Source organism: Paenibacillus sp. BR1-192 (genome assembly GCF_029542445.1).
Lineage (GTDB): Bacteria > Bacillota > Bacilli > Paenibacillales > Paenibacillaceae > Paenibacillus_AQ > Paenibacillus_AQ lautus_A.
This window is the reverse complement of record NZ_CP120718.1, coordinates 1,684,288-1,697,504: the sequence shown is the minus strand read 5'-3', so window position 1 is coordinate 1,697,504 and position 13,217 is coordinate 1,684,288. Positions and strand designations below refer to the sequence as shown.

Here is a 13,217-nt window from a genome sequence, read left to right as displayed (position 1 = left end):
GGATTCCGATGTCCGACTTCCCGCAATTCCATTATAGGGTTCCCTTTTGAAAAGATCAGGGGTCTTTCTACCTACTTCCCAGGATAATTATGGAAGAAATCGACGGGTAAAGAGCTTTCCTCTGCCAGCGCGGATTCCGATCAAGGGCATTAACGAAAAAAACGGCAATTGCTTCCCGATATTCGGGAAGCAATTGCCGGCAGCAGAAGCTACATAGCCTCCGGTTGTTCCGACTGGACTTTCGGCGTTACCACCGATACAAGCAGCTCGTTGGCCGAAGAAATCGGCACGACGCCGTCGGGCAGCTTGAGATCCCCGACATGCAGCGAATTCCCGATCTCTAGTCTGCTGATTTCAACGGGAATCGTGGCAGGAATTTGGTCCGGGAGGGACTCGATCTCGATGAACGTGCTTTGGATTTGGACGACTCCTCCCAATTTGGCTCCTTTTGCGGTGCCGATGTAATCGAGATTCACTCTCGTCCGCACAACTTCATTTATATTGATACGTAAAAAGTCGACATGAATGTATTCACGAGTTACCGGATCACGCTGAACGGACTCCAGCAAAACCGGAATCGGCTCCCGATCTTCAAAATGAAGCTCAAGGATCCCTCCTTTGCCGTTCCGTGCCCATTTGCCGAACTCTTTGGCGGACAGTTGAATCATCATATTGTTTTCCCCTGTGCCAAATACAACCGCCGGAATTCGTCCCGAAAGACGAAGCTGCTTCAGTCCGGTTTTGTTCATCGCAGCGCGCGTTTCTGCTCGTAAATTTACTCTCATCTCAACAACACTCCTCAGATTATCGTTAATTGGGTGCACTCTCCATCGATCGTCCGTTATGAACTACGGATTTCTCCCCCGTAGCGGGGAAATCAGGAGCACCATTGCATCACCTCCAGATAGACATTTAATGTAAAAACCTTTTATATATGCGAGAAGGCACCTCGTTCCATGGGAACGAAATGCCTAATTACTTGCTACCATATCATAGAAAGGGGGCGTTGTCGACCAAAGCGAAAATGGAAACTCGCTTACATGAAGCCATCATATGGCTTCTATGATTTCAGCTTCATCAATAGGACTGCCTCCACATGGCTGGTTTGAGGGAACATATCGACCGGCTGCGTCCATTCAAGCTCGTAGCCGCCGTCCAGAAGCACCTTGCAATCTTTGGCTAAGGTCGAAGGGTTGCAGGATACGTATACAAACCGCTTCGGCTTGGTGCGGAGCACCGTTTCCAGGAAGCGCGGGTCCAGGCCGGTGCGCGGCGGGTCGGCAATGATGACGTCCGGCTTCATGCCTTCCTTGACCCAGCGCGGCAGCAGCTCTTCGGCTTGGCCGACGTGGAAGCTGGCGTTAGCCCTTCCGTTCCGCTGTGCATTCGCCTTGGCGTCCTCGACGGCTTCGGGAATCGTCTCGATTCCGCGCACCTCCTTGGCATACGGCGCAAGCCACAAGCCGATCGTGCCGGTGCCGCAGTAGGCGTCGATGACGGTTTCCTTCCCGGTCAGCCCCGCTGCCGCCCGGACCGACTCGTACAGCTTGACGGTCTGCTGCGGATTCAGCTGGAAGAACGCTCTCGGCGAAAGCGAGAACTGCAGGTCGCTCAGCGATTCCTGCATGCTCTCGGTGCCCCATAGCGAGATTGTCCGGTCTCCGAAGATGAGCGAGGTTTTCTTCGGATTGATATTGAGTGAAATTCCGCTTACCTCCGGAATGGTAAGGCGCAGCATACGAACGAGATCGTCCTGCCTTGGCAGCTTGCTTCCAGCCGTGATCAGCGTCACCTGCAATTCCCCGGATTGGAAGCCGTGACGGACTACGATCGTCCGTACGCCATCCTTGGCACCATTCTCCTTATAAAGCGGTATCCGCAATTCCTCGAGTACGGATTTGACCTTCTCCACCGCTTCATTGACCTTCGGATGCTGAATCGGGCAGCCGCTGATATCCACAATCGTATGGCTGTCCGCTTCATAGAGCCCTGCGATCACTTCACGGCCCTTCCGTTTCAGCTGCAGCTGGGCTTTGTTCCGGTAGTCCCATGGATGCTCCATCCCGAGAATCGGCTTAAACTTGACATCGTCCAATCCCGCGTAGCGGCTGAACGCTTCGCGCACGATATCCGTCTTCGCCTGCAGCTGTCCCTCATAGGAAATATGCTGAATTTGGCATCCGCCGCAAATGCCGAATACCGGGCAAGGGGGCTCTATCCGGTGAGGCGAACGCTTCTCCACTTCCAGCAGCTGCGCCTTGATAAATTTAGGCCGAACCTCCCTCACCTCGGCTTTGACCACCTCATTCGTGATCGCTCCATCGATAAACACCGCCTTGCGGCGGTAGTAACCCACTCCCTCGCCGTTAATGCCGAGGCGTTTGATCGTAACGACAATCACGTCCCCGGCCTGCAGCTCATCCGCATGCTCGCGCCCGGATGACGGCTTCGGTCCGCGTACCCCTTGCTTATATTGATCCGCTCGTCTCCCCTTCGCATGCGGGGATGCCGACGACGAATTGCTGTTCTTCATACGGTCACGTTGAAAGGTCGGCTTTGCCCCTGCTTTGTTCGCTGCAGTCCGCTCACCAGGCTTCTTCCCGTATGCCGCTGATTTGCTGTTGTTGGTTCCTTGTCCGGAACGCCGTTGTTCACTCATGCCTTGATTGCTCCATCCTTAATGGTATCGTGTCCAATATACCATGCCGGACCCGCGAATGCGAACGAGCCATGTACTTTTTCCCGGTGTCATACGGGGATTCTTTCGCTTCATTGGCGCCAACATCTTGACTCCGCAAAAAACCACAAAAAATATTTTTTCGATATGGAAACCAGAGACGATCCTCCAGCGTATAATTCCATTATCATACATTCTCTTATGGAGGTATCTTTTATGTCGTTTTTTAACAAAATGCTAGCCAGTGTAGGAATTGGAGCCGCCCAGATCGATACGCACCTCGAAAAATCCTCCTATTATCCGGGTGAAGAAGTACGCGGAATCATTCACATTAAGGGAGGCAACGTAGAGCAGACGGTCGACCGCATCTATTTGAAATTGATGACGGAATATACCAGGGAAAGCGACGACAAGAAATACATAGAATCCTATACCATTGCAAAAGTCAACGTCTCAAGCCGCCTCACGTTGAAGCCTGGCGATCAGCAGGAAATTCCGTTCGCCTTTCCTTTGCCGCTGGAAACGCCGCTCACCATTTCGCGGCAGCCGGTCTGGATCCACACCGGACTCGATATCGATAATGCCATCGATCCGAAGGACCGCGATTTCATCGACGTCGAACCGAACGAGGACGCATCCATTGTGTTCGACGCCGTCGAAGCGCTTGGCTTCAGCTTCAAAATAGCAACATGCGAATATCATCCGCGGCTCGGCCAGGGTGTTCCATTCGTGCAGGAAATTGAATTTTATCCCGGCTCCTCCTATGCGGGTCATATCAAAGAGCTTGAATTGATTCTCTATCCGGAGCAGGAGGGGATTTCCATCCTGGTCGAAGTCGACCGGAGAGGCAGAGGCGTTTCAGGCTGGCTCCAGCGTTCGCTCGATATGGATGAACAGCACTCCTGGGTAACCCTCGACAAGCAGGATCTGGCCCAGGGGCCATCCCACGTGGCCCAAATTCTGGACCGTGTCATCCGCAGATCGATTTAATGAAAAATGGCCCGCAAGGCAGGTCGCTAGATTCCAAGGCGACTCTCCTGCGGGCCATTATTTTTGAATGATGAATGTATATCGATGCTTAAATGAAATAATGCGGATACTTCTCTCGCAAAATATCCTGCTCCACAACGACGAGGCGCAGATGACGCTCCATCACGTTCATGGCTTGCTCCGCCTGCCGATTGACGATCAACTGATACATTTCTTTATGCTGCGAGATAATATTCTCCCAGTTGGAGTCCTTGGACAGGTGAAGCAGCCGCAGACGGTTGAAATGGATGTTCAATTGCTGCAGCATCTTCCAGGTCCGTTCTTTGCCCGTCCCCTCAAACAGAATTTGGTGGAACTCCTCGTCCAGCTCAAACAGCTTATAGAAGTTATGGTTGCCCGCGCACACGTCCTGCAGCGCAATATTGGTTTCCAGGCGGAAGCGGAACTCTTCGGGAAAAGAACCGCAGGCGAGGGCCACGATTTCCTTCTCGATCTTCTCCCTGATAAATCGGCCTTCCTCAACATGCCGAAGATTAATACGGGATACGATCGTCCCGCTTTGCGGAATGATGTCCAGCAGCTCTTCCTCCGCAAGCTTCATGAACGCTTCCCGGACCGGTGTCCGGCTGACGTTCAATTCATCCGCAATTTCTTTTTCCGAGATTTTCGTACCCGGCTCCAGCTCCAGATGAAATATCCGATCCTTCAATAGCTGATAAGAATACTCTCTGGTAGAGCCTTTAATCTTTTGCTCTGTTGACATATATATCGCTACCTCTTTCTTAAATGCTCTATGTTCTCTTTGCTTAAAGTTACCCTTCCCTCTATATTACCCGAATCAAAGGCCCGGACGGTATATAATGTATAGGAATCCCCGGAAAAAACTCCCGCAGCCTATTGGCCACGCAGGCCATGCCGGGCTCCTCGCTGGCAGCATGGCCGAGCAGAAGCAGGGACGGGCCCCTCCCCTGCGCCGCCGCATCGCCCATGTATTCAGGCGTCTCCCATTCCGGACCTTCCCCTGCGATGAGAAGATCCAGCGACTCCTTCAGGCAGAGGGGAATGGCATGCGCGCCGCCGCCGCGATAGCCCACGGTTATGCCGATTCTGGAGCATATGCTGCTTCGATTACCGACATAACGAAGGTAAGGAAGATTCAGCTTTCTTTTTACATGCTCCGCAATATCCGGCAGGCTCATCTCTTCCGGCAGCGTGACAATGACCGCTGCCTTAAGATGCTTATCGACATAAACTTCCCAATCCAGCGCCTGAACCAGTCCTTGCGTCATGATATCGGGAACGTATCGGTGAGGCGCATCATGGAACCGGTAAATCGTCAGATCCCCGGACTCCATCAAGCGGAGTTTATCCTGAAAGACAGGACTCGCCTCCACCCCCTCATATCCCTCCTCCTGATGGCTGTAAAACGCCCCTTCATGGGTAATGACAAGGTTGGCCCCAACTTCGACCGCTCTCTGCAGAACCGAATACGATGCCGCAAACGTGACGGCAATGCCGTGAACCACCGCTTCGGCGCTTCCTGCCGTAACCCTGTCCACCTTGGATTCAAGAAATCCTGCGGGCTCTGTTAAGCGGTTGATGATGTCTTGAACGGTGACTCGCAATCTGGAATGCCCTCCTTGGGAACCAACGCAAACGGCCGAACCGAAAAACAGGCTGCCCTTCCATCAAGAAACGGCAGCCTGTCGATCCGTTGGTTATGGTTGCTCTTTATATTTTTTATACGTTTTATTCGCAATCTCCAGGTATTGCCCCACGCCCTGGCTATCCAGCTCTTGCACGAACTTGTCGTACTCGGCGAGATCGCGGTCGCCCAGAATGAACTTCAGCGTGTTCTGATCCGTGTAGTCCTTCAGCGGCGTGCTCAAAAGCGTCACTCGCTCGCGCTCTTCTACCGAGTATGGAATCGGCGGTTCCGGCTTCACAACCGTTTTTGTTTCGCTCATGCTCTTCTGGAACTGCTGCTCTTCCTCGCTAAACATGGATTGCAGCAGCTCGGTCGTGCCGCCGGGAACCGTGATTTTGCTGATGGCATACTTGCCTTCGCCCAGCGTTTTGTCCATATCGGTGCGGTGCTGGACCACGGTCTGGGAGTTGCCGTTGATGATGAAGGATTTGCCGGTCACGAATTTTTGCACGGCCTGATCGTCATCCTGGGTAAAGCTCTCTTTGTCCAGCAGTCCTTCGTCCACCAGCTTGTGCAATTAAGCGCTTACATATTTGACTTAAAGAATAGACTCCCTCATTTGGAGCGTTAGATTCAATAGATTCCGCTGCTGCTTTCACTTATGTAGAGAGTCGTAATTTTGTATACTAGTATAACTAGTATGGCAATTGGTTTCATTGTAATGGACGTTTTCTTCAATTTCAATACATTTTTTTCTCATGTATAAAATTCGGATCCCAAGCTGCAAAAAAACCGTGAGCATTCAGGCTATGGCCTGCTGCTTCACGGTTTTCGGGTTCCATTGCTGCCCGAGGTATTCATCATGGATAAGGGGCAGAAGCCTTCGCTTCTGCCCCTTTATGGTTTCCCCATGCCGGCTTTATATTTATTTCAGCTCCGTCACGTTGCCGTCAATGCTGACGCTTTTGATGTCCATATCCCCCAGAAATACGAGGTTATTCTTGCTGTCCAGATTATACAGCCACTGAAATCCGCTCTTCGTGGTGCTTGTCGAGCTGGCGTGAAGCTTCAATTCCGATCCGTCCGCGGCGATGACCTTAACCTCCGGCGTATAGTCCGGCAGTTTATCCAGCTCACCGTCGGTACGCTTGCCTTCGATGGCTACACCGATGGATGAAACACTAATGGTGTGGAGAGACAGTGCTTCCTTACCCTCATCAATTGCCAGATTCAAACTCTGTTCTCTTTGCTTGCCCGGAGAAATGGTGAATTGCACATTCCAAGGGCCTTCAACGGCTTGGGCGTTGTCCGCTGACATGATTCGATCGGCTGTGATCCGTGCCTTCAGTCCCTCGAGGTCATTCATCGCATCCATCTCAAACACGCCGACAAGCTTTTTGTTGTCGTCAAGAAGCTGCTGCCCCACCATATAATTCACACTCTGCTCCGTTTTCAGTTCAAGTAGGGGGATCGAAGCACCCTCGGGGAATGGCATGCCGTCCTCTTTCATGAAACTGACCACCAAATAACCGCTGTTGCCGACATAAACCCCTTCTTCAACATTCATGGTTACCCCGGATGCTGTATCCGTCCCTTGTATAGGTGACCGTTCGTCTTCCGCAATGGACGCGGATTGACCGAAGAACTGCTTCAAGCTATCCATGTATTGGCTCGCAAAAGCGGTCGTGCTAAGTATCATAATCATCGCGGCAGCGATAACGATACTGGCTTTATATTTTTTCACTTTCCTGTTTTTAAACACCATCGTTTCCTCCTCTTGAATACGCTTCATCGCTCGGCTCTTGATCCGTTCCATACTGATCTGCTGCGTTAACTCGCGTTCTTCTTCCTCCGTAAGGAGGAGATTGTCCAGCTCCTGATTGTCGATATTGGCCATGATATCTACAATTCGCCGCTTCACTTGCATCCATCCCCTTTCGCAATCGATTTGAAGCTTCACTCCTATAGACACGGTCTTTATAGAAATCCTACGGATTCTCGGTTTCATAATGTATGCGCAGTTTGTCCCTTGCCCGGCGGATCCGGGCGGTGACGGCCTTCTCCTGCATATTCAGCCGGCTTGCAATATCGCGGACTTTCTCTAAATAAAAGTACCTGCGGATGAATATTTCGCGATCCGGTTCGCCCATCCCCTGTACCATGCCGCTTATCGTTTCCTTCTCCTGCCGCAGAATAGCCAGTGCCTCCGCAGAGGGACAAGAAACGGCGTCATCTTCCAATTCGGATTCAATGACCCGCTGCCTCTTTCGCAATGCATTCAAGGTATGATTACGCGCGGCTATCGCCAGATAAGGCTTGAGACTATCTCCGCGCAGCATGATTTTTGTCCCGTCTGTCCACAGCTTGACCATCACGTCCCCGGTGATCTCCTCCACATCGAAGGAATTAAACCGCCCTCCTGCCACCTTAGCAACCACCGCGGCTATGTAGCGTGAATAGCGGTCAACCAATGTTTCAAAACATCGCGGATCTTTCCTCGCTAGCCCATCCAGCAATGTCTGATCCTCCATGGGATCCTCCCCCTCTTATATAATCATCTCTGTTGGTAGAACCAAGCCACAAATCCCGTGCTACTATATAAGACACCTTTAATTCCGGAAACCCTACACATCTTTTGAAAAAATAATCGTTTCGCCATGCAAACGGATTGGAGTAGCTTTGCTTGGAGTAACGGCAAAAAAAGCCGACCCCATCGGATCGGCTTTTTCTACAAACGTATGATTTTATTGCAATTGCGGAGAAGCCTCGGATTGCTGTCTCGATATGATGAACAGCACGATCCAAATCAGCAGGAATCCTAGGAGCTGAGGCCCTGTCACGATTTGCTGGAATACAATCCAGTTGATGAGCACGCCCACCATGGGAAAACTCAATTCAGCCAGCGTTGCGACAGAGGCTTTGGTCGTGGTCAGCCCTTTATAGTACACCAGCAAGCTCAGCAGACCCGGCAGCAGTGCCTGCCCGATCAGGTTCAGCGATACCAAGGCAAAGGCGCCTGTGCCCCATGCCGGCATATTCCAAGCTGCCCCTTCGCTCCAAGTAATGACGGTCAGGAGCGGCAGCGCGAGCACGAAACGAAGCGAGGTTACCGTCTCATACTTCAGTTTGCCTACCATCAAGCGTCCCATGACCGTTGAGCCGCCCCATAAGGCTGCTGCGCCTAAGGACAGGAGGCTGCCGACTTGAACAAACTCGTTCCAATGGCCGATCGGCAGGGTTAAGCCGAAGGTGAGTAAATACGTGCCTGCCAAAGCGATGATAAGCAGGATCCCGAAATGGCGCGGAAGCTTCTCTTTCAGAAGCAGGCTGGCCAGAATGATGGCAAACAGCGGCTGCAGCTTCTGCAGCAGCAGGACGGCATTCAGATTGCCGCTCGACAGCCCCATCGTGAACAATACGGTAGCCAATGCCGAACCGCCCCAGGATATAAACAGCAGTGCGCCGACATGATTCCAGCCCAGGCTCTTAAGTTCCTCCCGGTTCTTCCACAATACAGGAATCGCAATCAAGGAAATAATGATATGTTCGAGCAAAACGATCTGAGCCGAAGTCAGATTCTTGAGCAGAATGACCCGAAATAACGGGTCAACGCCCCACAGGGCGGCCCCCAAAACAACGAGCCAGAACCCTCCTTTAAAACGTCGACTTGCCTGTGTGTCGGAACCATAAGGTTTCACCTTGATCCCGGTATTCATATTACTCATCTTGCCCTCTCCTGTCTTGAATACGGAGGTCTTACTAGCAGAAAGCCCCCGTCATCGGCATGGCCGACGTATACGGGGGCTGATCAAATAAGCCTGCGCCGAATGGAATATTCGCATTCACGGCAAACTCATCTTTGATCTTCTCCCATCCGGACTTTACCGTCGGCCTTGGAATTGCACCAAGTCAGTCGCTGCATTCATGTTGGATACAGAACGCAGAGAGTCGCGGGCTTGGGTTCGTTCGCGAAGGAACGAACCATCACCGCCGGTCAGGAATTTCACCTTACCCCGAAGATCCATATTCATGTTTTATTTTGTAATGCCTTAATCACTAATTAACCGATAATTCCTATAAACTTTAGTTGTTATATTGAAATTATAACATGAATCCTTTCATGTAAATACATCTATTTTCAAAATAAACGAAATTAGACTTGAATACAATGAAAAATCTCACGTTCATCCAATACTTACTGAGAATTATACAGCAAGTATCAATTTGTTACCAGCATGATTTTTTACCATCTTCATGGTTATCTCGAATACCTTCTGACTTGAACAGCGGCCGCTCCTGCTGAAGATTCAGCAGCTCCAGCGCTTCCTCGGTATTAAGGCTCATTCCGTTCCCATAAGGCTTAGATACCAGCCGAGAACACTCTCCGCAACTGCTTCCTCCGATTCCTTCGTCTCACTCAGCAATACTTTGCTTCCAATATGTATATTCAGATTCAATGCGCATGAACTCCATCCTTATCAGATCCTTATCAGATCGTTATCAGGTCGTTATATCCATCCCTTAATAAATGTATCGGATGCCTGATCGCTTCGCTTTAACCGGTTGCCATCTGCCTGAGTATGCAAAAAAGACCGCCCTCAAGGTTTCAATCCACCTTAAGGACGGTCTAATCATGAAATGCTATCCTGCTTCGATCAGTTCATAAACTTCAACGCTGTCAAAGTACGCTTCAGTACGAGTGCTGCTTGCGCACGTGTGACCGAATCGAGTGCTCCGAAATTGCCTTGGTTGTCACCCTGTACGATGCCTTGCTTAGTAAGACTGGCCACATGGGCAGCCGCCCAAACCGGAATGGATGCCTGATCCTTGAATCCGGCAACGGCATTCGCACCCTGGTTGGATAGGTCTGCCGGATTCACCGCCTCCATGGCCCGGGTGATCATTACAGCCATTTCCGCTCGGGTCATGCTGGCATTCGGCGAGAAGGCACCGCCGTTGCAGCCCTCGATCAAGCCGTAGCGCGAGGCTGCGCCAATCTCGCCGGCATACGCGGAATGATCCTGAACATCCTTGAATGCACCGCTCTCGATGACCGGGCTGAGACCCATCGCACGGACGAGCATGGCCGTAAATTCAGCTCGCGTGATCGCCTTGCCCGGTGCATAGGAGTCCGCGTTGACTCCGTTCACGAGCAGCTTGGAAGCCATGGATTCGATTTCCGATTGCGCCCAGTGGCCGTCAAGATCCGCAAACGTCTTCTTGTATTGCAGCAGCGCATAAACGCCGTTTCCGGCATGCTTGACTTCGATCGCCGCTTTACCGTTCCATGTCGTCCTTACGGCCGGTACAAACCGGAAAGTCCCCGCCGCTTCGTCATAAATGACGGCAGCAAGCGAATCCGGATTCATCCCTGCCGGCAGCGGCATGATACGGCTGATGACGCGCTTCCCGAAATCCTTCAGTTCCTGCTCTGCGCCAGGCGCTCCAACCGCTGCGCCGAACCGCAGTCCTCCATTGGCTGCCAACGAGGCGCCCATGGAAGTGGCCTTGCTTGTCATAGCGTCCGCTACCTTGCCTGCTGCGGGAGCCACCGACATCTGCACCTGGATGTTGCCGGACCCTTGTGCCGTCTCCAGAGCCTCATCCAGAGGCAGAGCCGTTATCGGAAGACGGAAGGCTCCAAGTGCGGTCTCCAGCACCAGGGTTGCCTTCGGATTCCGTTCCATGGCCTGCTTCAGGCCTGCTGCGGGAAGGGACAGCTCCGCGGCACGGTTCAATTCAGGAGCCCGAATAATCAATTCCTGCTGCCCGTTCGCGGACAAGCCGCTTACGGCCTTTTTCCACACCTCTTCCTTTACCGTAATGCGGTCCATCGTTCCGCCTGAAGCAGCGCTGATATTCAAACTATTGCCTGTCATCACGTTTGGCTCGGATGCATTTCCGCCAGTAGCAGGAGGAGTAGGCTGCGTTGTAGGCTGCGTTACCGTGCCGCCTCCCGAACCGCCTGATCCTGATCCGGGAGAAGAGCCGCCGCCAGGATTCGCCGGCTTCTTCTGCTCCGTAATTCGGCCCTCGACCTTCGGCGATACCTTACCGCCCAGCTTGTTCACATACTCCATGAAAATTTCATAATCCGGGTAACCCAAATCCTCGTTGTATTTCCCTTCGGCAATCGCATCGGCAAAGGATTTATATCCATCTCCGCCCTTGGCTACAAAGCTGTTCGTTGCCATCCGGTACGTTTCGGTCAATACCAGAGGTTTGTAGCTGCCGTCTTTCATGATCTGTACGTCGAACACTTTATCTCCTGCCGGAGCGCTAGGATCCCACTTGAATTTCATCCCGGCGATTTGCGGGAACTTCCCTGGCAGATCCGCCAGTTTGGCACCGCTTATTCCGTTTTCCAGCCCGTCTTTCAGCTGCTGTCCGGTGACGTCCATAACAAACAGCGTATTTCCGAAAGGCATCACCGTACGCAGCTCGCCCATCGTTATATCGCCTTCATCAATCGCGGCGCGGATGCCTCCGCCATTCGTGAGGGCAATATCGGCGTTTTTCAGCTCTTTGGCTTTAGCCAGCATGCCGTCGGCTATCAGATTGCCCAGGTTCGTCTCCTTGGAGCGGACATTCTCGCGTTTGCCGTCAAGCTCGACTCCGGCAATGCCGATAACCTGCTTCATCAGTTCTTCCAATTCCGCTTTGTAAGGAGCCAGCATATCCTTCGCTTGCGTGTCTTCCTGGACCGTGTTGTCTACCGGGATCAGCTTCCCGCCAAGTTCGCCGTCTCCCACGAGAACAACGCCGTTTTTATCAAACTGCAGATCTACCCGGCCGAGGAACTTGCCCCACTCATTCGCTTGGACGATGACGGTAGGGGTATGATGCTGACTGTCCGTCACCACTTCCGGCGCGTTTAGCGTCGTATGGGTATGACCTCCGACGATGAGGTCGATGCCTTCGACGGCTTCGGCCAGCGTCAGATCTTTGGCGTACCCCAGGTGGGACAGGGCGATGATCTTGTCCAGCCCCTCCTTCTCCATCGCCTCAACGGTAGCCTGAGCCGAGGTCACCGCGTCACGAAAGACCACGTCTTTACCCGGGCTGGAGGTTTCCGCGGTATCTTCGGTCGTTAAGCCGAACACCCCGACCTTCTGGCCGTCAACCAGCAGTGTCACGTATGGGTATACCCCGCTATTTGCCGTTGTCTTGGGCTGATCGGTATCGATAACCGCCGGCTTGTTAATCAAATGTGAAATGTTAGCGTCGCGGCTAAGATCCACGTTCGCGCTGACGAGCGGGAAATGCGCCTTGCTCACGAAATCCGCAAGCGTCTTGGTGCCTTGATCGAATTCATGGTTACCGAACGTCATCGCGTCATACCCCATATAGTTCATGAAGGCCAGATCAGCCAGCCCAAACCATTTGGTGAAATACAGATCGCCGGAAAAGACGTCCCCAGCATCCAGCAGCAGGCTGTTTCCGCCTTCGCTGCGGATCTCCTGAACCAGCGTAGCCCGTCTGGCCACTTCCGCCAGATGCGCATGGGTATCGTTGGTATGCATCACCGTTAACTTCCACGGTTCTCCTTCCGGCGAACCGTCCGTTACGTTAACCGATACTTCCGCCGAACCGTAGCCATCCTTGCTCAGGACGGTGATCACGGCTTCACCTGCGGATAACGGCGTAACCAGGCCGTTTTGGTCCACGACGGCTACCGTTTCGTCGGAGGAACGCCAAGCCAGCTCGGCCGATCCGCCCTGAACGGGCTCAACGCTTGCTTGCAACGGTTCCGGGGACCCGCCCGTTTTCAACGTGAGCGATGGCTTATCCACCGTAATTTTGGTCACCTGAAGCTCCAGCAGCACCACCGTTCCGCTAACTTCATTCGCAACCAGCAGCAGCGGGCGTCCTGTTTGGCTGTCCGAAGCCGGAATAAAGTCC

At 52.6% G+C, this 13,217-nt stretch carries 10 protein-coding genes and 1 riboswitch; of the genes, 1 reads left to right on the top strand and 9 read right to left on the bottom strand.

What is annotated here, in order from left to right; translation table 11 throughout:
- Positions 1-209 precede the first annotated feature (209 nt).
- Together P0X86_RS07180 and rlmD are read right to left on the bottom strand one after the other, a co-directional pair.
- A complete protein-coding gene (locus P0X86_RS07180) occupies positions 210-785 on the bottom strand; it encodes a 50S ribosomal protein L25 (RefSeq protein ID WP_277748215.1) in 576 nt (191 codons plus the stop codon).
- A gap of 275 nt (positions 786-1,060) precedes the next feature.
- Positions 1,061-2,659 (bottom strand): 23S rRNA (uracil(1939)-C(5))-methyltransferase RlmD, encoded by a 1,599-nt coding sequence (gene rlmD, locus P0X86_RS07175; protein ID WP_277748214.1) that lies wholly within the window; start codon positions 2,657-2,659, stop codon positions 1,061-1,063.
- Positions 2,660-2,893: 234 nt separating this feature from the next.
- Between rlmD and P0X86_RS07170 the strand changes: the two genes are divergently transcribed.
- On the top strand, positions 2,894-3,667 hold the full coding sequence (locus P0X86_RS07170) for a sporulation protein (RefSeq protein WP_009595388.1): 774 nt from the start codon (positions 2,894-2,896) through the stop codon (positions 3,665-3,667).
- An 88-nt stretch (positions 3,668-3,755) separates the two neighbouring features.
- On the opposite strand, the gene P0X86_RS07165 is transcribed toward P0X86_RS07170, so the two are convergent.
- From P0X86_RS07165 to P0X86_RS07135, 7 genes are all read right to left on the bottom strand, one after another.
- A complete protein-coding gene (locus P0X86_RS07165) occupies positions 3,756-4,430 on the bottom strand; it encodes a GntR family transcriptional regulator (RefSeq protein ID WP_277748213.1) in 675 nt (224 codons plus the stop codon).
- Positions 4,431-4,491: 61 nt separating this feature from the next.
- A complete protein-coding gene (locus P0X86_RS07160; RefSeq protein ID WP_277748212.1) occupies positions 4,492-5,292 on the bottom strand; it encodes a Nif3-like dinuclear metal center hexameric protein in 801 nt (266 codons plus the stop codon).
- 93 nt (positions 5,293-5,385) lie between these two features.
- A complete protein-coding gene (locus P0X86_RS07155; protein ID WP_277748211.1) occupies positions 5,386-5,892 on the bottom strand; it encodes a type 2 periplasmic-binding domain-containing protein in 507 nt (168 codons plus the stop codon).
- 348 nt (positions 5,893-6,240) lie between these two features.
- Positions 6,241-7,242 (bottom strand): hypothetical protein, encoded by a 1,002-nt coding sequence (locus P0X86_RS07150; protein ID WP_213580584.1) that lies wholly within the window; start codon positions 7,240-7,242, stop codon positions 6,241-6,243.
- A 61-nt stretch (positions 7,243-7,303) separates the two neighbouring features.
- Positions 7,304-7,846 carry an RNA polymerase sigma factor gene (locus P0X86_RS07145; RefSeq protein WP_277748210.1) on the bottom strand — a complete coding sequence of 181 codons (543 nt, stop codon included), beginning with the start codon at positions 7,844-7,846 and terminating at the stop codon, positions 7,304-7,306.
- Positions 7,847-8,059: 213 nt separating this feature from the next.
- Positions 8,060-9,040, bottom strand: coding sequence for a DMT family transporter (locus P0X86_RS07140; protein ID WP_090910621.1), 981 nt, complete (start codon positions 9,038-9,040; stop codon positions 8,060-8,062).
- Between the two features lie 133 nt (positions 9,041-9,173).
- A riboswitch (FMN riboswitch) is annotated at positions 9,174-9,340 on the bottom strand.
- Positions 9,341-9,970: 630 nt separating this feature from the next.
- Positions 9,971-13,123 carry a 5'-nucleotidase C-terminal domain-containing protein gene (locus P0X86_RS07135; protein WP_277748209.1) on the bottom strand — a complete coding sequence of 1,051 codons (3,153 nt, stop codon included), beginning with the start codon at positions 13,121-13,123 and terminating at the stop codon, positions 9,971-9,973.
- Positions 13,124-13,217 lie beyond the last annotated feature (94 nt).